At 64.2% G+C, this 18,424-nt stretch carries 16 protein-coding genes; 12 read left to right on the top strand and 4 right to left on the bottom strand.

Features of this window, described 5'->3' with window-relative positions; genetic code table 11:
• Positions 1–54 precede the first annotated feature (54 nt).
• The 6 genes from MKP08_RS11510 (at position 55) to MKP08_RS11485 (ending at position 7,348) form a co-directional block, all read left to right on the top strand.
• On the top strand, positions 55–1,464 hold the full coding sequence (locus MKP08_RS11510) for a short-chain fatty acyl-CoA regulator family protein (protein WP_241553943.1): 1,410 nt from the start codon (positions 55–57) through the stop codon (positions 1,462–1,464).
• A 64-nt stretch (positions 1,465–1,528) separates the two neighbouring features.
• A complete protein-coding gene (locus MKP08_RS11505; RefSeq protein ID WP_241553942.1) occupies positions 1,529–1,825 on the top strand; it encodes a hypothetical protein in 297 nt (98 codons plus the stop codon).
• A gap of 139 nt (positions 1,826–1,964) precedes the next feature.
• Entirely contained in the window at positions 1,965–2,654 is a 690-nt protein-coding gene (locus MKP08_RS11500; protein ID WP_241555595.1) for a sugar transferase, read from the top strand.
• Positions 2,651–4,732, top strand: a complete 2,082-nt coding sequence (gene prsK, locus MKP08_RS11495) for an XrtA/PEP-CTERM system histidine kinase PrsK (protein WP_241553941.1) — start codon at positions 2,651–2,653, stop codon at positions 4,730–4,732. Before MKP08_RS11500 ends, prsK begins: the two co-directional genes overlap by 4 nt.
• A complete protein-coding gene (gene prsR / locus MKP08_RS11490; protein ID WP_241553940.1) occupies positions 4,729–6,096 on the top strand; it encodes a PEP-CTERM-box response regulator transcription factor in 1,368 nt (455 codons plus the stop codon). Before prsK ends, prsR begins: the two co-directional genes overlap by 4 nt.
• Before the next feature lie 265 nt (positions 6,097–6,361).
• On the top strand, positions 6,362–7,348 hold the full coding sequence (locus tag MKP08_RS11485) for a bile acid:sodium symporter family protein (RefSeq protein WP_241553939.1): 987 nt from the start codon (positions 6,362–6,364) through the stop codon (positions 7,346–7,348).
• On the opposite strand, the gene MKP08_RS11480 is transcribed toward MKP08_RS11485, so the two are convergent.
• Entirely contained in the window at positions 7,317–8,372 is a 1,056-nt protein-coding gene (locus MKP08_RS11480) for a DUF475 domain-containing protein (RefSeq protein WP_241553938.1), read from the bottom strand. The two genes, MKP08_RS11485 and MKP08_RS11480, sit on opposite strands and share 32 nt — an antisense overlap.
• Positions 8,373–8,392: 20 nt before the next feature.
• Positions 8,393–9,265, bottom strand: a complete 873-nt coding sequence (panB, locus tag MKP08_RS11475) for a 3-methyl-2-oxobutanoate hydroxymethyltransferase (RefSeq protein ID WP_241553937.1) — start codon at positions 9,263–9,265, stop codon at positions 8,393–8,395.
• A gap of 211 nt (positions 9,266–9,476) precedes the next feature.
• Between panB and MKP08_RS11470 the strand changes: the two genes are divergently transcribed.
• A complete protein-coding gene (locus MKP08_RS11470; RefSeq protein ID WP_215228082.1) occupies positions 9,477–11,051 on the top strand; it encodes an amino acid permease in 1,575 nt (524 codons plus the stop codon).
• Between the two features lie 75 nt (positions 11,052–11,126).
• Here MKP08_RS11470 and MKP08_RS11465 read toward each other — a convergent pair whose 3' ends face one another.
• Positions 11,127–11,615, bottom strand: coding sequence for a pyridoxamine 5'-phosphate oxidase family protein (locus tag MKP08_RS11465; RefSeq protein WP_241553936.1), 489 nt, complete (start codon positions 11,613–11,615; stop codon positions 11,127–11,129).
• A gap of 100 nt (positions 11,616–11,715) precedes the next feature.
• Here MKP08_RS11465 and MKP08_RS11460 point away from each other — a divergent pair, with 100 nt between their 5' ends.
• Both MKP08_RS11460 and MKP08_RS11455 read left to right on the top strand, forming a co-directional pair.
• A complete protein-coding gene (locus MKP08_RS11460) occupies positions 11,716–12,516 on the top strand; it encodes a hypothetical protein (protein ID WP_373418088.1) in 801 nt (266 codons plus the stop codon).
• Positions 12,404–14,029 (top strand): DNA polymerase Y family protein, encoded by a 1,626-nt coding sequence (locus tag MKP08_RS11455; RefSeq protein WP_241553934.1) that lies wholly within the window; start codon positions 12,404–12,406, stop codon positions 14,027–14,029. Before MKP08_RS11460 ends, MKP08_RS11455 begins: the two co-directional genes overlap by 113 nt.
• Here the strand turns inward: MKP08_RS11455 and MKP08_RS11450 are convergent.
• A complete protein-coding gene (locus MKP08_RS11450) occupies positions 14,018–14,623 on the bottom strand; it encodes a hypothetical protein (RefSeq protein WP_241553933.1) in 606 nt (201 codons plus the stop codon). The genes MKP08_RS11455 and MKP08_RS11450 overlap by 12 nt on opposite strands.
• Positions 14,624–14,700: 77 nt before the next feature.
• On the opposite strand from MKP08_RS11450, the gene MKP08_RS11445 reads away from it, so the two are divergent.
• Genes MKP08_RS11445 through MKP08_RS11435 form a run of 3 tightly spaced genes read left to right on the top strand, consistent with a single transcriptional unit; the run spans position 14,701 to position 18,406 of the window.
• Positions 14,701–15,684, top strand: a complete 984-nt coding sequence (locus tag MKP08_RS11445) for a transcriptional regulator (RefSeq protein ID WP_241553932.1) — start codon at positions 14,701–14,703, stop codon at positions 15,682–15,684.
• 32 nt (positions 15,685–15,716) lie between these two features.
• Positions 15,717–16,961, top strand: coding sequence for a putative DNA modification/repair radical SAM protein (locus MKP08_RS11440; protein ID WP_241553931.1), 1,245 nt, complete (start codon positions 15,717–15,719; stop codon positions 16,959–16,961).
• Positions 16,958–18,406 carry a UdgX family uracil-DNA binding protein gene (locus tag MKP08_RS11435; RefSeq protein ID WP_241553930.1) on the top strand — a complete coding sequence of 483 codons (1,449 nt, stop codon included), beginning with the start codon at positions 16,958–16,960 and terminating at the stop codon, positions 18,404–18,406. Before MKP08_RS11440 ends, MKP08_RS11435 begins: the two co-directional genes overlap by 4 nt.
• Positions 18,407–18,424: the final 18 nt, after the last annotated feature.

Raw genomic sequence — 18,424 nt, 5'->3', positions numbered from 1 at the left:
TATCCTGCGATGGGATAAGTGACTAACGCTGTAAAGATGTAAGGATATTTACAAATGCCCGAAGCCCCCCTGTCACCCGGTCCGGCGCTACGTCGATTGCGTAAGCGGGAGGGGCTGACCCAGGCCGCCATGGCCCAACGCCTAGGTATCTCGCCGAGTTACCTCGCGCTGCTCGAACGCAATCAACGCCCCGTCTCCGCGCGCGTGCTGGTCGAACTGGTCGATCAATTCGAGTTCGACCCGCTCCATCTGCGCGAGGCGGAATCGATCGGTGGTGTCCAGGGCCTGGCCAGGCGATTGGCCGACGAGCGGTTCTCCGACCTCGGTATCGATCGGGACGAGGCGGTGGAGTTCCTGTCCGCCGCTCCGCAGGCCGCCGCGGCGTTTGCGCGGCTGTTCGATCAGGCGGGCGAGCAGGGCAGCGGCGCGACGCCGGGGCGATCGCTTCCGCTAGACGGTCTGCGGCAGGAGGTGGAACGGTGGCGCAACCACTTCGCCGATCTCGACCTCGCCGCCGAGGAGCTGGCGGACGAGATGCGGCTCTCGCGGGCCGACATCGCGACCGCTCTGACCGACCGCTTGCGCGAGCGGCACCAGCTCACCTTGCGGGTTCTTCCGCAAAACGTGATGCCCGGTCTGGCGCGGCGGCTCGACCTGCACGCTCGCCAGGTTCAGCTGTCGGAGATGCTCGATCCGGCGGCACGGCAGTTCGAGATGGCGTTGCAGCTGGTGGAACTGGAAAAGGGCGACGAACTCACCAGCGTGGCCAAGGGCGCGCGCGTGGACGATGAAACGGTGCGGGTGCTCTTCCGTCGCCATCTGGCCGATTACTTCGCCGACGCGTTGATCATGCCATATGGCCGCTTCTTGCGCGCCTGCGAGGCGACGTCCTACGATTTCGCCATCTTGCAGCGGCGGTTCGGCGTCGGGGTGGAGCAATTGGCCCGGCGCCTCACGACGCTGCAGCGGATGGGGCAGCGGGGCCTGCCGTTCTTCATGGCGAAGGTGGACCGGGCGGGGCAGTTTTCGGCCCGGCTCGTCGGCGCGAGCGGTACGACGCTGCTCGACAGTCCATTCGGCTGCCCGTTGTGGCACGTCCACCACGCTTTCGAACGACCCTTATCCTGGTGGCCACAAGCGGTGATGCAGGAGGAGGGCGGTTCGGCGGGGCCGCACTGGATCACCTTCAGCCATGCAGCCCGCTCGGCGGGGGAACCTGGAACGGGCGAGTACGCGATAGTGCTGGGGATCGAGGCGCGTTTCGGCGAAACGCTTGCCCCCGCGCGCGCGCTGTCGCTCGATCCGGCCTCCGCGACACCGATCGGCCCGGGCTGTGCGCGCTGTCACCGCACCTCCTGCACACAGCGATCGCTACCGCCCGCAGGTGCCACGCTGGCGATGGATCGGACCACGCGCCCGCTCACCCCATATCTCCTGTCCGATCCCGGGTCGGACGTGCGTTAACCACGCTCGAGGGAACCGGATCGACGCGTGCGATGTTTTCGCGGCATTCGCAGGAGGAACTCCAATGACCGAAGAACGCATCACCACCACCGAAGACCTCGATGGCCGCACCCACACGACCCACACCACCGTCATCGACGATGGCGAACGGCGACGGGGCGGGTCAGGCACCTGGGTGCTCCTCATCATATTGATTTTGGCGGTGGTCGCCGGGCTTTATTTCTTCTCGGGCATGTCCAATTCGGAAGCGGCCAAGGACAACGCCATCGCCGATGCCGCCAACCAGGTCGGAACCGCTGCGGAGCAGGTCGGCAATGCTGCCGAATCCGCTGCGAACGAAGCTACCGGCTCGGGCAACTGAATTGGCCCAATGGGGAGGGGGCGCGACCGAGCGCCGCCCCCTCCTGAAGCCCGTTCCCAAGTTGTAAGATTTACCGACATTTCATCTATGCGTGCTAGGCCGCTGACATCCCGCAGAGGGGATGGCCGGACCCGAGCGCATGATACGCCTGTTCAAGCACTACGTCCCCCATGCCGTAATCTTTCTCGGCCTGTGCGATCTCGGGCTCCTCTTGGTTGCGGGCGATTTCGTCTGGACGATCCGCGCGAACCAGACCGGGATGAACCCAGGGCCGCTGAGCGAGCACGTGCTCCCCGTGGCAGGCTTCGCGATAACCGTATGGCTGGCGATGGTATCGGTCGGTGTCTATCGGTCGCAATCGCTGCGATCGATGCGCTATGCCGAGGCAAGACTGCTAAAGGCGATGAGCCTTTTGATCATCGCGCTCTTCGTATTGGACTTCGTCGTCCCAGGTTCGACCTTCTGGCGGTCGACCTTGTTCTACTCGATGCTCCTCGCCATCCTGTCGCTGATTGCGGGCCGGGTCGCGCTGGGAGCGGAGCTGGGCCAAGCGGCTTTCCGGCGGCGCATCGCCCTTCCGCGCAAAGGCGAAATGAGCTTTGTCGCCGATCGCGAGCTCAAACTCCCCTATTATGGCGAGCGGCACATGGTGAAGCCCGGCATAACCGGATGGGCGCAGATCAGTTATCCCCACGGTGCCAGCATCGAGGATGCGCGGCAACAGCCGGAATACGACCTGTACTACGCGAAGAACTACGCTCCCTTCCTTGATCTGCTGATTCTGGTGCAAACGCTCAGAGTAGTTCTCTGGTCGGAAGTCGCGCGGTGACCTTCGCCTTTCCCGCCGCGCAGTTGTTGAGCTTTCTCGCTTACCTGATTGGGGCGGCCGCCGCCTGTGTCGGTGCGGTATTTATTGCCCGCAACGGAGAAACCGGTCGGCGCGACAAGCGACCGATGCTGCTGGCTTTGGCTCTATCGGCGGGCTGGGCATCGCTCTGCGCCGCGCTGGGACCCAATTCCCTCGAAGCAAGATTGCTCGGCACACTTCGCGACCTGGCGTGGTTGTTCGTGATCTATCGACTGTTCGCCAACGATGGGCGATCGCATACGCAAGTGGCCGTTCCCATGCTTGCCGCCGTTCTCGCCTTCGTCACCATGCTTCAGCCGGCCGTAATCATCCTCGCGGCCAGTTCGCCCACGGCGTTGCGGGTGTCGTGGTCGTTCCACCTGATCGTGGCGATCGGTGCACTGGTGCTGTTGCACAACCTCTATCTGGGTGCGGCGATGCGAAGTCGCGTCGCGCTCCAATGGACGATCGCCGGCATCGGCATGTACTGGATCTTCGAGCTCAACCTGTTCCTCTCAGCCGCTCTGTCGGCGCAGACCGATCCGGTGCTGAATGTGTTGCGCGGGATCGTGTTGCTCCCGCTCGCCGTCTGCGTAGGGGTGGGAGCGACGGCAGGGGCGGAAAATATGCGGCTCCGCACGTCGCGGGCGGTAACATTCCAGCTGCTGTCGCTCACGCTCATCGGGCTTTACCTCGCCGCTATGGTGGGATTGGCTTGGCTCGCCACGCGCTTCGGTGGGGACATCGCCAGGATCGTCCAGATTGGTTCTCTGGTGGCGGCGATTGCCGCGTCTGTTGCCTTGCTCCCTTCGCGCCGTTTTCGCGGATGGACACGCGTGATGCTGCTGAAGCATCTTTTCCGCCATCGCTACGATTACCGTGCGGAATGGCTTCGCTTCACCGAAACGATCGGCAATGCGGGGGAAGGCGGGGGCCGTTCCTTGCACGAGCGTGTGGCGAAAGCGCTCGCCGACATCACCGAAAGTCCGGCCTCCGTGCTATTCCTCCCGAACGATCAGGGGGGCCTGGCGGAGACGGCGAACTGGCGCTGGAGCAATCTGGCAGATGGTGGCGCCACGTTACCGGAGCCGCTGTGCGACACCATGGAACGGCGTAATCTCATCATCGACGTCGTCAGTGAGACCGAAGGCGCGGAAGCAATGGTTCTGCCCGATTGGCTTCGCAGCGAGCAGCGCGCTTGGGCCGTCGTTCCGCTGCTGCATTTCGGCCGGCTCACGGGGGCCGTGCTGTTGGCGCGCCCGGATTATCCCCGCAAGTTGGATTGGGAAGATTTCGATCTTCTCAAGATTGTGGGTCGCCAGCTCGCAAGCTATCTGGCCGAGGAGGCGGGCCAGAGGGCCTTGCTAGAGGCAGCACAGTTCGACGATTTCAGCCGCCGGATTGCATTTGTGATGCACGATATAAAGAACTTGGCGAGCCAGCTTTCCCTGCTTGCGCGTAATGCCGAACGGCACGCCGACAATCCCGCGTTTCGCACGGACATGCTGATAACGCTGCGTACTGGGTCGGACCGCCTTGAGCTGCTGCTCGCCCGGCTCGGGCGCTACGGTACCGGTGGGCAGGCCGAATGCCAACTGCTCGATCTGGTCTCCGTGGCCCGGAATGTGGCAAGCCGGTTTGTCGCCATTCATCCGGTGGTGGTTGCGGGAGAGGCATCCTGTGCGGTCATGGCCGATGGCGCGGCGCTGGAGCAAGCGATCGTTCACATCTGCCAGAACGCGATCGACGCCAGCGAGCCCGGGGAACCCGTACTGCTCGATATCCAGCGCGACGACCGGGGCGGGATACTGGAGATCGTCGATGCAGGCTCCGGCATGACTGCGGAATTCGTTCGCGACGGGCTGTTCAAACCTTTCGTCAGCTCCAAACAGGGAGGCTTTGGTATTGGCGCGCTCGAGGCGCGTGAACTCGTCGCGGCCATGGGCGGACGGCTGGAGGTTCAGTCGCGTACCGGAACCGGCACCAGGTTTTCCATAATTCTGCCTCTCGCGAAGGCGGACGAAGTCACGAACCAGCGCGACGAGGCGGCAGCGGCATGAGCAAGGATGAAAAACCTGTTCTCCTGGTCATCGAGGACGATCCCGGCCTGCAGGCCCAGTTGAAGTGGGCCTTCGAGGGCTTCGAGGTGGTTCTTGCGGGCGACCGCGAGAGCGCTATTGCCGCGCTGCGTGTGCATGAACCGCCGGTCGTTACCCTTGACCTGGGTCTGCCCCCCGATCCGGACGGTACGACAGAAGGTTTCGCAGTCCTCGATGCGATCATGTCACTTAAGCCCGACACGAAAGTCATCGTCGCCTCGGGACACGGTGCCCGCGACAGCGCGCTTCAGGCGATCGAGCGCGGCGCTTACGACTTCTACCAGAAGCCTCTCGACATCGATTCACTGATGTTAATCATCCAGCGCGCTTTCGGCCTTCATGCCATAGAAGCGGAAAATCGCCTTCTCGCCAGCCGGGTCGCGAAAGACAAGACTGTGCTCGGCGCGATGATTACCGGCGCGCCGGAGATGGCAAAGGTCGCCCGAACGATCGAGCGGGTCGCGCACACGAATGTGTCGGTCCTGCTGCTGGGTGCGAGCGGAACCGGCAAGGAGCTGCTGGCCCGCGGGCTTCATGATGCGAGCCCGCGTCGCGAGGGAAAGTTCGTGGCGATAAACTGCGCCGCGATCCCTGAAACGCTCCTGGAGAGCGAACTGTTCGGGCATGAGAAAGGTGCATTCACGGGCGCGGTCAAAACGAGCGAGGGCAAGATCGAGCTGGCGCATGGCGGCACCCTTTTTCTCGACGAAGTAGGCGACATCCCGCTCCCGCTTCAGGTCAAGCTGCTTCGCTTCATTCAGGAACGAACCATCGAACGGGTCGGCGGACGCACGGCGATCGCGGTCGATACCCGTATCGTGTGCGCGACCCATCAGGACCTCGAGGCTATGACTGCCCAGGGCTCCTTTCGTGAGGACCTTTATTACCGGCTGGCGGAGATCGTCGTTCGCATCCCCTCGCTGTCCGAACGGCCAGGTGATGCTACCCTATTGGCGAAATCGTTCCTCAACCGCCACGGGCCGGATCTCAATCCTGCCGTCAAGGGCTTCTCGCCAGATGCGCTGGCCGCGATCGATGCATGGAGTTGGCCCGGCAATGTCCGCGAGATCGAGAACCGGATCAAGCGCGCGACGATCATGGCGGAAGGCAAGCTCATTGCGAAGGCCGATCTCGACTTCGACGATGTCGAGCTGGAGCCCGATACCGTCTTGAACCTCAAAATGGCGCGCGAACAGGCGGATCGGCGAGTCATTCGGCATGCGCTGGCGCGGTGCGAAGGGAATATATCGAGCAGCGCGCGACTGCTGGGTATCAGCAGGCCGACCCTCTACGACTTGTTGCGGCAATACGACCTTTCTGCTTGAGCTGGTGCGCCGGTCAGGCTTTGTCATTGTGACACTTTGTCGCCTTCGCGCTCCCATCCTGCGGCGACACGCCTGATGCCCTGACGCCGAAGGAAAAGGCGCTGGACGCTCTGGATATTCAGCCAATCAATCGTGCCGCGCTTGCGATACTGGCGGAGCTTTTGGATCGATCGACGCGCGTGACTCCAAAGGCGAAGTTGCTCGCTCCCACTTCTTGATCTCGCCGAACCTCGACAGAATGCCGGGTTTCAGCAAGAGCGCGCCGATGCGCAAACTCTTTTCCGTCTTCGCCGACCCCATGATCGGCGTTCTGGCCCTGGCGGTTTTCCTTTCCCTTATCGTTCCCGCCGCAGGACCCGCGCGCGACGTGTGGCAGGATGTGGCGAACGGCGCGATCTTCGTCCTGTTCTTCGTGAGCGGCCTCCGCGTTTCCCGCTCGGAGGTGGCGCGCGGCCTGCGCCACTGGCGCTATTTTCTGCCGTTGTTCGCGTGGGTCTTCCTCGTCATGCCAGCCTTGGGAATGATGTTGCAGATGTTATGCGGAACACGCATTCCGCCTGAGATCGCGCTGGGGTTCCTGTTCCTCGGCACGCTGCCGTCGACCGTGCAATCGGCGACCACTTATACGACGCTGGCAGGTGGTAGCATCGCGGTCGCGGTCATCGGTGCGGCGGTGCTCAACATCGCCGGGGTCTTCGTCAGCGCGCCTTTGTTCGCGCTCCTGGAGGGTGGGGCCTCGGTCGCGGTCGGTACCGACACGATCTGGCGCATCGCCCAATTGTTGATTCTGCCATTCGCGCTCGGCCAGATCGCCCAGGGTTGGCTGGGAGGAATTGCCGCGCGGCACCGGGATGCGAGCAAATGGCTAGACCGCGCCGTGATCGGTATTGCCGTCTACGTGGCATTCTCGGGTGCGGTGGAGGAAGGGATAGGCGCTTTGGCTGCGCAGGACTGGGTCTGGCTCGCAGGACTGGTGGCGCTCTATCTCGCCAGCGCACATGCCGGAGCCTGGCTGGCCGGCGGCTTGCTGGGGCTCCCGCGACCGGATCGGGTGGCGTTTCTGTTTGCGGGCGCCCAGAAAAGCATCGCGATCGGTGCGCCGCTTGCGGCGCTGATCTTTCCGCCGGAACGGGCGGGCTTCGTGATCGCGCCGCTCCTGCTCTATCATCTGGCGCAACTGGTGATCGCGGCACCGATCGCCGGACGGCTCGCCAGATCGACTATATCGCAGCCGCCGCTTCGCGCCGGTTGAAGCGCACCGACCATAATAGCGACAGACCGATCAAGACGGCTCCGATCAGGCCGGTGATCGCCTCCGGAATGGCGAAGCGGGCCGACAGCAGCATGATTATGCCGAGCGCGATAATGGCCCAAAACGCGCCATGTTCGAGGAACCGGTATTCCGCCAGGGTGCCGCGCTGCACGAGATGGATGGTCATGGAGCGTACGAACATCGCGCCGATCGACAGGCCGAGCGCAATGACGATCATATTGTTCGACAGGGCGAAGGCACCGATGACGCCATCGAAGCTGAACGAACTGTCGAGAACCTGAAGGTAGAGAAATCCGCCGAGGCCGCTCTTTACCGCCTTGCCAAGGCGTTGCTGCCGTTCCTCGCGATGCTCCAGCCATGCGCTGATGCCTTCGACAGCGACGAAGGCGACGATGCCGAATATGCCCGCCATGAGAAAGGTCAAGGATTCCTCGTCAGGTATCAGGGTGGATATCCCGACCAGTAGCAGAAGCACGAATGCGACTTCGATCGCGGGCACGCGGGATACCGAAGCGAGGCGCTGTTCCACCAGTCGGATCCAGTGGACATCCTTGTTCTTGTCGAAGAAGAAGCGCGAACCGACCAGCGTTAGGAATGCTCCGCCGAACCCGGCGATGCCGACATGCGCCGATGCGACGATGCGTTCGTAATCCTGCGGATGCGCGAGGGACAGCCGCACCGCCTCGACCGGGCCTATGCCCGCGGCGATCGCGACGATTGCCAGCGGGAAGGCAATACGCATGCCGAACACGGCGATCAACATTCCCCAGGTCAGGAAACGCCGTTGCCAGATCTCGTCCATGTTCCGCAAAACGGTGGCGTTGACGACCGCATTGTCGAAGCTGAGCGAGATCTCGAGCACCGACAGGACGGCGATGATCCAGAGAAGCCCGAGCACCCCCGGGACCGAACCGGTGCTCTCCCACCCGTACCATCCGCCCAGCGCCAGACAGACGAGGGTGAATACGATCGAGAAGCCGTAGAAGCGAATGAAGCCCGACATGATGATGTTACCCCGACCGCTCAATCTTTGGGCTGGTAGGTCTGGGCTTCGCCTGGGAAGCTGCGCTCTCGGACTTCCGCAGCGTATCTTTCCGCCGTTTGCGTGATCATGGCAGCCATATCACCGTATTTCTTTACGAAGCGCGGAACACGTTCGAACATCCCCAGCATATCTTCGGTCACCAGCACCTGCCCGTCGCACTTTGCAGAGGCGCCGATCCCGATTGTGGGCGCTTGGACCGCCTCGGTCACGGAGATGGCGATAGGTTCGACCACACCCTCTACAACGATCGCGAAGGCTCCTGCCTCGTCGAGCGCGCGCGCGTCGGCAAGGATTTTCTCCGCTTCGGCATCGCTTCGCCCGCGCGCACCATAGCCGCCGAGCACATTCACCGCCTGGGGTGTCAAACCGATGTGACCCATAACGGGAATGCCGCGCCGGGTTAGGAAAGCGACTGTCTCCGCCATGGCTTCGCCGCCCTCCAGCTTCACGCCGGCGGCGTTGCTGGCCTTCAGAAGTTGGCTCGCACTTTCGAAGGCCTGCTGCGGCGATTGCTCGTAGCTGCCGAAAGGCATGTCGACGATCACTACCGCGTGATAGCTACCCCGCACCACGGCGGCGGCATGGTTGGCCATCATGTCGAGCGTGACGGGGAGCGTGGACGGGAGGCCGTAGATGACCTGACCCAGCGAATCGCCGACCAGCAACAGATCGCAGTGCGCATCCAGCAGTTGCGCTTGGCGGGCGGTGTATGCGGTCAGCATGACGAGAGGATCGTCCACCTTCCCCCCCGATTTGCGGGCGCGGATCTTCGGTACCGTCAACCGCTTCATGGGGGCCGGCGTCGGATTTGCGCGACTGGTCGCGGTATTGATCTGGAAGGTCGTTGACATGTGCGCACGCCTAGCAAGCAGGAAAGCGCAGGGGAAGCGACGCTTGGACTTGCTTGCCTGCCGGAGCGACCTGCCGCGTATCGACAACGATCTGCGGCTCTCGTTCGTCAATTCCCATTTGCCGCTGCCCTATTTGCTGCGTAGACACCGCGTTTGCTGGCCACCGCGCGGGAGGGTTTCCGCGATACGGCCGAGGGGAGTATCACAGTCTATGCTATTCGGTCGCGTGAAACCGCTCGACGCCATTCTTGCAACGGCGGAGAGGAAATCGCTCAAGCGTACGCTGGGTCCAATCCAGCTGATGTTGTTCGGGATCGGCTGCATCATCGGCACTGGCATTTTCGTGCTGACGTCGGTCGGGGCGCAGAAGGCGGGGCCGGGCCTCATGCTGGCCTTCGCTATCGCCGGTGCGGTCTGTATCGTCGCGGCCCTCTGCTATGCCGAGATCGCGGCAATGATACCCGTGGCGGGTTCTGCCTATACCTACAGCTATGCGACTATCGGTGAATTCTTTGCCTGGACCGTCGGCTGGGCGCTCATCATGGAATACGCAATATCCGCCGCCGCCGTATCGGTGGGCTGGTCGGGTTATTTCGCGGGGACGATCCTCAACGAATTCCTGGGCGTACAGTTACCGGCCTGGCTGGCCCACGGCCCGCTTGCGTTGGGCGGTGAAGAGGGTGGCTTCGTCAACCTGCCTGCCGCGATCATCGCGCTGCTCGTGACTGGCCTGCTGGTGATCGGCACCAGCGAGAGCGCAAAGGTCAACACCATCCTCGTCGCGATCAAGGTGACGGCGCTGACAGTGTTCGTGGCACTCACCCTGACCAGTCCGGACTTCGACGCCGATCGCTTCAATCCCTTCCTGCCCGCCGGGATCTTCGGCGAATGGGGCACGGGCACGGGCGCGGTCGGTGCGGCGGCGACGATGTTCTTCGCCTATGTCGGCTTCGACGCGGTCTCTACCGCGGCGGAGGAAACCAAGAATCCGCAGCGCAACGTGCCTATCGGGCTGATCGGGTCGCTGCTGTTCTGCACCGTGTTCTACATTCTCGTGGCCGCCGGTGCGATCGGCACTATCGGTGGTCAGCCGATCATGAGCGGCGGACTTCCGATCGAGGCCGGTTCGGCGGAGCTCGCGCGTCAGTGCGCGATGCCGCAATATGCCGACGCGCTGGTGTGCTCCGACGAGGCGCTGGCCCACGTCCTGCGCATGATCGGCTTCTCCGGCATCGGTAATCTGATCGGCGTCGCGGCATTCCTGGCGTTGCCCTCGGTGATCCTGGTGCTGATCTTCGCACAGACTCGCATCTTCTTCGTGATGAGCCGCGATGGTCTGCTGCCCAAAGTGCTGAGCACGGTGCATCCGCGCTATCGCACCCCCCACATCGTGACGATGATCACGGGCGGGGCGGTCGCATTGGGTGCGGCGTTCTTCCCCGTCGGGCAGCTGGCTGACATCTCCAACGCTGGGACGCTGTACGCGTTTCTGATGGTCGCGGTCGCGGTGATGGTGCTGCGGCGCACCGATCCGGAGCGCAAGCGCAGCTTCCGTACCCCCGCGGTGTGGATCGTGGCACCGCTCACGATCGCGGGCTGCGTGTTCCTGTTCGTGAACCTGCCGACGGCAGCGATGCTGTTCCTGCCCGTGTGGGGCATCGGTGGGCTGGTGGTCTATTTCCTCTACAGCCGCCGTCACAGCCTGCTGGGGCAGGGTATCGTCGAGGTGGTCGATGATATCGAAGGCGATGAGGACCTGCTTCCGATCGACGAACCCAAAGACTGAAGCGATCGGCTTGCAACGAAAAAGGGCCGCTCTCCGTGATGGAGGGCGGCCCTTTCGTTTGAAGGTATCTGGCGTCTAGAGCGAGGCCTCGGTGTGGCTCTCACGGACGTTTTTGTCGTCGTGCACCGTCTTACCCAGCGCCATCTTGGCGGTGGTCAGAAGGCCGAAGTCGCCGTCCCAGATTTCCGCGTGGCCTAGGTCCATACGCAGGAACAGCAGATTCGGATCGTCCTTACCGCCATCGTACCAGGCCTCGATAAAGTTGTTCCAGAACTGCTCGAACCGTTCGCGGCTTTCCTCGACCGAGAGCTGGCCGTGGAAACGACAATACATGTCGTGCCCCTTGCCCTGGAATGTGGCCGTGGCTTGGCCCAGTTTGGCGAAACTGCTGTTCTTATGCGTGAAGAACCAGATCGTGCTGTTGGCGTCCTTGTCCAGCTGTGGGCTCATGGGGACCGCTGTTTCGGGATCGCCATCGAGCTGGAGGAAGAGGAATGGGCTGTCGGCCAGCGCCTTCCAGAATTTCTTCTTGAGCTCTTCGGGATCGCCTTCTTTGTGATTCATGTGGTGCTCCTTCCTTTATCCCATAAGCGCTGGACGGCGTTGCGGTTCCGGGAAGGAGGGGGGCGTTGCATCGCGAAGTTTAGGAACATAATAAGAACACTTGAGTCGATTCGCTATGAACCCATCCCGTCCCATACCTTTCGCGCATACGCTTTCGCCAGGGCAACTCGCTTCGTTATCGGCTGCCCGACACCGATCCTGGCAGCCGGGTCAGACGCTGCGTGGCACGCGCCATAGCGAGATTTTCGCCAGTGGGGCCGAAGCGAGCGGGGCGGGCTTCGCACTGGCGCTCGCGCTGGACGATCTGGCCACCCGCGCCGAAGAAGCGGGGGCGGAAACAGATGACCGCCGCGCGGTGCTGTGGGTTCAGGACCGCACGGCGTTGAAGCTGACCGGACGACCCTATCGTCCCGGCCTTCCCGAAAGCCTGCGCCATCGCCTGATCCATGTTCTCACCGAGAACGCGCAGGATGCGCTCTTCGCGCTGGAAGAGGGGGTGAGATGCCGCGAACTGGCCTGCGTCATCGGAGAGGTAGCGGGCAATCCTCGTGCACTGGACTTCACGGCCTCGCGTCGTCTGACACTGGCGGCCGAGCGGCACGGAGTGGCATTATGGCTGGTACGGCTGGATGCCGCGCACGACCTGTCTTCCGCCCGGATGCGGTGGGAAGTGGGCAGCGCTCCATCGGACGCTCCACCATGGAATGCCGCCGCGCCCGGCTTGCCGACCTGGCGGGCCGTTCTCTTCCGCTCTCGCTCCCATGCACCGGGCCAATGGATAATGTACGATGACGGTACGGGACGCATCGCTCCCGCCGCGCAGCCTTCAGGGGCCGCCGCCGCGGCGAATCCTGTCGCTGTGGCTGGCGCAGCTGGCGATCGATCGCTGGCGGCTCGCTGAGAACTGCCGCCTGGGCGAGGGGGCCGATGCGGCTCCTGTCGTGCTGATCGCGGAAACCGCGCATGGGCCCCGTATCGAGGCTGCGAACGCTGTGGGCAGCGCGCAAGGTGCGCAGCCGGGCATGATGCTGGCCGATGCGCGTACGCTATGCCCGTCGCTTCGTGCGGTTCCGGTCGATCCTGCGGGCGATCGCGACGCATTGGAAAAGCTTGCCATATGGGCGCGGCGCTGGGGCCCGTGGTCGGCGCTCGACCTGCCGGACGGACTGCTGGTGGACGTGACCGCGGTAGCGCATCTGTTCGGCGGCGAGCCGAAATTGCTGGCCGATGTGAGAGCTATTTTCGCCCGGCGAGGGCTGGGCGTACGCGCGGCGATCGCGCCGACGGCGGGGGCCGCGTGGGCGCTCGCGCATCATGGCGCGGCGAAGGCGCCGCACGATGCCATCCTCTCGCCCGATGACGATATCGTCGCGCGCCTCTCCGGCCTGCCGGTCGCGGCGCTCCGGCTCGAGGACGATGTCCTGCTGGTGTTGCGCCGGCTGGGGCTCAAGACGGTGGGGCAACTTGCCGGGGTGGAGGACGGGGGCGAAGGGCGCGATGCGCTCCAGCGCCGCTTCCGCAACCGCAAGTCGCCCAGCGCCAATCCACTGCTCCGGCTCGACCAGATCGCGGGCCGCGTACCGGAGCCGCTGCTGCCGGTGGTCCCGCGCGACATGCCGCTGGTGCAGCGTCGCCTGGCCGAGCCGATCCGCCATCGCCATCCGCTCGACCATGTCCTCGCCGATCTCGCTGCGGACATGGCGCGAGTGCTGGAGGGGCGGGGCGAGGGTGCGCGACGGCTCGAGCTCGGGCTGTGGCGCGTGGATGGAGAGGTGCTGGTGCGGCGGCTCGAACTGGCCGCGGCGACGCGCGATTCCGCGCATATTTGCAAGCTGTTCGGCGAGAAGCTGGACGATGTCGATGCCGGTTTCGGGATCGAGACCATGCGCCTGCGTGCCAGCTGGGTCGAAACCCGATCGCTGACGCAGGGGGATATCGAGACGACGGCCGAGACGCACGGCACCTCGCTCGCCGCCTGTATCGATCGGCTGACCACCCGGCTCGGGGCGAAGGCGGTGGCGCGGCCGGTTCTTTACGGCAGCCACCTGCCTGAACGCGCGCAGCGCTGGCAACCGCCGCTTGCTCCCGAACCGCCGAGCCAGGGCGAGCTGCGGTTCCACGCGCGCCCGCTGAAGCTGCTCGACCGGGCGGAGCCCATCGCGGTGCTGTATGCGACGCCCGATGGCTATCCCCAGCGTTTTCGCTGGCGCGGCGCGGTTCACGATGTGGTCCGGGTAGAGGGGCCGGAGCGGATCGCGCCCGAATGGTGGCGCGAACGCTCCACCGCGCGGCTGCGCGACTACTACCGGATCGAGGATCGCGAGGGCCGCCGCTATTGGATCTATCGCAACGGTCTGATCGGCGATGGACGCGGCGGCGCGCCCGACTGGTTCCTGCAGGGGTTATGCGCCTGAGCGGGAGCCGAGCCACAGCGGCAGCGCGGCGGCGATCCAGAGCACGGCGAAAAATGCCGCGATCGGCCATACCGGATACGCCCCCATCGCCGCCGCGATCGCACCGAGCACGACATGCGATGCCGCCATCGCGAGACAGACGATCGCCATCGGACGGGACCGAAAGCGAACCACGCCCGCACTCCCAATCGCGATCAGCAGCACGATGAAATATAGCTGGTTGAATGGGTTGTTCTCGTTCCCGATGATGCCGACCGCCAGGTTGCTCCACACGGTGAAGAAGGCGACGCCCGTCGCCAGGACGAGCCCGGCGCGCCGCCACAGGCTTCCGCGTATCCGCACGATCAGATCGAGGGCGAAGGCGACCGTTCCCAGCAATACCGCGGCGACCGCAAAGTCCCCCGCAGTCCAGTCGACCTCTTGCGTTACCTGCATCGCCAGCGCCGGGATCAGCAACAACAGTGCCGCGCCGCCCCAGATGACGATGCGCCAGAGGGCGCGGGCCCGGTCGAAATTTCCTGCCTTGGTAGTCATGAGCTTGCCTTTCTCGGTATTGGACGGGCAAACCATGGCGACGAAGAAGATGAGGGGCATGAGCGATCGCTGAGCAATCGCTGAAATCGACGGGAAGACTGCAGTTCGGAAGCTACACGCTCGATCCCGAGGCGCGGTTGCTGCTGCGCGAGGGCGAAGTGGTGGAGCTCAGCGCACGCTATTTCGATGCGCTGGTCCTGCTGGCGCGTCACCCGGGCTCCCTCATCACCAAGGAACGGTTCTTCGACGAGGTGTGGCACGGCGTCCCGGTAACGGACGAGGCTTTGACCCAGTGCGTGCGGACATTGCGCAAGGCGCTGGGCGATGCGGCGACGCAGCCGCGCTTCATCGAGACGGTGCCCAAGCACGGCTATCGCTTCGTGGCGGATCCGCACCAGGTCGCGGCTGACCCCGCACCATCTGCCGCGAATGCAAAACCTGTCGTTTCATCGTCCCTTATTGGTCCGGTCGGCGGCGGAACGCTGGGTGCCGGAACGGCCGGGGCGCTGGTGGGGATGATCTACGGCCTGTCCCTGGCGACGGCTTCTGCGGGGTCATCGGGCGGACGCCTCTCGCTGGTGCTGGTCATGATCTGCGTCGGGGCGCTCGCGGGTCTGGTCGCCGGGCTGGGAATAGCGGGCGGGATCGGGCTTGCGTGGCGCAATTTGTCAGATGGGCTTGCGGCCCTGGCTCTGGGCGGAGCGCTGGGCGGGTTGCTGACCGGAGGGATCGGCCGCCTGATCGGGATGGACGCGTTCTCGCTCCTTCTCGGCCACAGTCCGCATGACATTACGGGCGCGACGGAGGGCGCCATCGCAGGCCTCGCGTGCGGTTGCGGCGTATGGCTTGGCACGAGACGACGCGGCCTGCTGCAACAGCTGTTGCCCGGTGCGATCATCGGGGTGGGGATCGGCGCGGGGCTGATCCTTTCCGGGGGGCTTCTCTTGGGCGGCAGCCTGGCCGCGCTGGCAGAAGCGTTCCCCGGCTCCACGCTCCGCCTGGCGGACGAGAGCGTGCCACTCCGCGCGGTTTTCGGGGCGCTGGAGGCCGCGCTCTTCGTCACCGGATTGATCGCCGGTATGATATTCGGTGGCCTGCGCCGCGCTGACGATAAGGGCTAGGCAAAGGGAGGTCTGGAACATATAAAGAACATATGGCGTCGCAAACCATCCTGGAGAAGCTCGAAATACTCGCCGATGCGGCGAAATACGATGCGTCCTGCGCCTCGTCGGGCACCGCGAAGCGGACCAGCACCAACGGGCGCGGGATCGGTTCGACCGAGGGAATGGGCATCTGCCACGCCTATGCGCCCGATGGACGGTGCATCTCCCTGCTCAAGGTCCTGCTGACCAATCACTGCGTGTTCGATTGCCATTACTGCATCAACCGCAAGAGCTCCAACGTACGTCGGGCGCGCTTCACGCCGCAGGAGGTGGCGGACCTGACGCTCGCCTTCTACCGGCGCAATTATATCGAGGGGCTGTTCCTGTCCTCGGGCATCATCAAGAGTTCCAATCACACGATGGAGCAACTGGTGGAGACCGCCCGCATCCTGCGCGAAGAGCACGATTTTCGCGGTTACATCCACTTGAAGACCATTCCAGAGGCCGATCCGGAACTGGTGCATCAGGCGGGGTTCTACGCTGACCGCGTCTCGATCAATGTCGAACTGCCGACCGATAGCGGACTGACCCGTCTGGCTCCCGACAAGGACGCGCGCCAGATCGAAGGCGCGATGGGCAAGACCAAGGACGATATCGTCGAGGCGAAGGATGCGAAAAAGCGGTTCCGCCACGCACCCCGCTTCGCCCCCGCAGGCCAGTCGACCCAGATGATCGTGGGCGCGGATGCCGCGACCGACAGCGATATCGTGGGGCGGGCGAGCCGTCTCTACGACAGTTTCGGCTTGCGCCGGGTCTATTACTCCGCCTTCAGCCCCATTCCCGATGCCAGCGCGGTTTTGCCGCTCAAGCGCCCGCCGCTGATCCGCGAACACCGGCTCTACCAGTCGGACTGGCTGATGCGCTTCTACGGCTATCGCCCCGCCGACGTGATGCAGGCGACCGAGGCGGATGGAAACCTGCCCCTCGACATCGATCCGAAGCTCGCCTGGGCATTGAAGTTTCGCGAGAACTTTCCGGTCGACGTCAACCGCTCCACCCGCGAGCTATTGCTTCGCGTGCCGGGGCTGGGGGTGAAGGCGGTCAACCGGATCGTCGTCGCGCGGCGGCATCGATCGCTACGGCTCGACGATGTAGCGAAGCTGACCGTTTCCATCACGAAGGTGCGTCCCTTCATCTGCACGCTCGACTGGCGTCCGACGTTGCTGACCGACCGCGCCGACCTGCGCACGCTGCTTTCCCCCCGGCAGGAACAGCTGGAGCTGTTTGCGGCATGAGCGCGCAGCGGCAAATCGAACCCAGCGCTTATTACGTCGTCGACCTGGAGCGACCGGACGATTTCGACCTCTGGCGCGAACGGGCGCGGGCCTTGGTCCAATGCGGGATCGCGCCGGATCGTATTGCCTGGGTCGAACCCGGGGGTTCGGGCGACCTGTTCGCGGGTCAGGGCCGAAGCCTGCCGGTGCCAGAAGACGATACGCGGCCGGTCCGCGCCAACCGGCGCTTCGTGCAATTGGCGAAGAACGCCGCGCTTCATTCGGACCCGCAACGGTTCGCGCTGCTCTATCGCCTGTTGTGGCGGCTCCAGTCCAATCCACGGATCATGGAGGACAAGACGGATGACGACGTTCGCCGCGTCGAGGAACTCGACAAGAACGTGCGCCGCGACAGCCACAAGATGCACGCCTTCGTCCGCTTTCGCGAGATCGAGGATGCGGATGGGGAGATGCACTACGTCGCCTGGTTCGAGCCGGATCATCATATCGTACGCGCCAATGCGGGCTTCTTCATGCGCCGGTTCGCCAACATACGCTGGTCGATCCTGACCCCGCGCGGCACGCTGCACTGGGATGGCGAGACCATGCGCGAGGGGCCGCCGGCGCAGCGATCCGATGCGCCGCAGGGCGATCCGGTCGAGGATTTGTGGCGCAGCTATTACGCATCCATCTTTAACCCCGCGCGGTTGAAGGTGGGGTCGATGCTGTCGGAAATGCCCAAGAAATACTGGAAGAACATGCCCGAGGCGGCGCTCATTCCCGAGCTGATCGCCGGGGCGCAATCGCGAGAGGCGCGGATGGTGGAAGCGGGAACGCTGGAATTCGAGGATCGGCCCGAGACCCTCGACGCGATCGACAAGGCGATCCATGCCTGTCGCAAATGCCCGATCGGCTCGCTCGACAACCGGGCGGTGATGGGGGAGGGGCCACACGACGCGTCCCAGGGTTTTTCAGGGCTGATGATCGTGGGCGAGCAACCGGGCGATCAGGAGGACGAGGCGGGCCGCCCCTTCGTCGGCCCTGCCGGGCAATTGCTCGATCGGCATCTGGAGCGCGCCGGGATCGACCGCGCCAGCGTCTACGTCACCAACACGGTCAAGCATTTCAAATACGTGCAGCGTGGCAAGCGGCGGCTCCACCAGAGTCCGACCGCGAAGGAAATCGACACCTGTCGCTGGTGGATCGAGAGCGAGCGCGCGATCGTGCAACCCAAACTGATCCTCGCCATGGGAGCGAGCGCGGCGCGCGGCATACTGGGCAAGACGGTCAGCATTTCCAAGGCGCGGGGCGAACCGATTGCGCTCGACGAGGGCAGTGAGCTGTGGATCACCGCGCACCCATCCTACCTCCTGCGCCTCGACGGCGAAGCGGCGGAAAAGCAGGCGCGCCTGTTCGATGCCGATCTGGCTGCCGTGCGCGAGCGACTGGCGGAACTGGCGTCATGAACATCGTCGTACCTGCGC

It is taken from the genome of Erythrobacter sp. LQ02-29, from assembly GCF_022576075.2.
In the GTDB taxonomy this organism is placed as follows: Bacteria; Pseudomonadota; Alphaproteobacteria; order Sphingomonadales; family Sphingomonadaceae; genus Alteriqipengyuania.
This window is presented reverse-complemented; position numbering and strand designations above follow the sequence as displayed.

Bases quoted from the DNA above. Each gene is read 5' to 3' on its own strand.
- panB (WP_241553937.1), bottom strand. From the start codon at position 9,265: ATGTCAACGACCTTCCAGATCAATACCGCGACCAGTCGCGCAAATCCG.
- prsR (WP_241553940.1), top strand. From the start codon at position 4,729: ATGAGCAAGGATGAAAAACCTGTTCTCCTGGTCATCGAGGACGATCCC.
- MKP08_RS11435 (WP_241553930.1), top strand. From the start codon at position 16,958: ATGAGCGCGCAGCGGCAAATCGAACCCAGCGCTTATTACGTCGTCGAC.
- MKP08_RS11440 (WP_241553931.1), top strand. From the start codon at position 15,717: ATGGCGTCGCAAACCATCCTGGAGAAGCTCGAAATACTCGCCGATGCG.
- MKP08_RS11505 (WP_241553942.1), top strand. From the start codon at position 1,529: ATGACCGAAGAACGCATCACCACCACCGAAGACCTCGATGGCCGCACC.
- MKP08_RS11450 (WP_241553933.1), bottom strand. From the start codon at position 14,623: ATGCCCCTCATCTTCTTCGTCGCCATGGTTTGCCCGTCCAATACCGAG.
- MKP08_RS11455 (WP_241553934.1), top strand. From the start codon at position 12,404: ATGACGGTACGGGACGCATCGCTCCCGCCGCGCAGCCTTCAGGGGCCG.
- MKP08_RS11470 (WP_215228082.1), top strand. From the start codon at position 9,477: ATGCTATTCGGTCGCGTGAAACCGCTCGACGCCATTCTTGCAACGGCG.
- MKP08_RS11510 (WP_241553943.1), top strand. From the start codon at position 55: ATGCCCGAAGCCCCCCTGTCACCCGGTCCGGCGCTACGTCGATTGCGT.
- MKP08_RS11480 (WP_241553938.1), bottom strand. From the start codon at position 8,372: ATGTCGGGCTTCATTCGCTTCTACGGCTTCTCGATCGTATTCACCCTC.
- MKP08_RS11485 (WP_241553939.1), top strand. From the start codon at position 6,362: ATGCGCAAACTCTTTTCCGTCTTCGCCGACCCCATGATCGGCGTTCTG.
- MKP08_RS11500 (WP_241555595.1), top strand. From the start codon at position 1,965: ATGATACGCCTGTTCAAGCACTACGTCCCCCATGCCGTAATCTTTCTC.
- MKP08_RS11465 (WP_241553936.1), bottom strand. From the start codon at position 11,615: ATGAATCACAAAGAAGGCGATCCCGAAGAGCTCAAGAAGAAATTCTGG.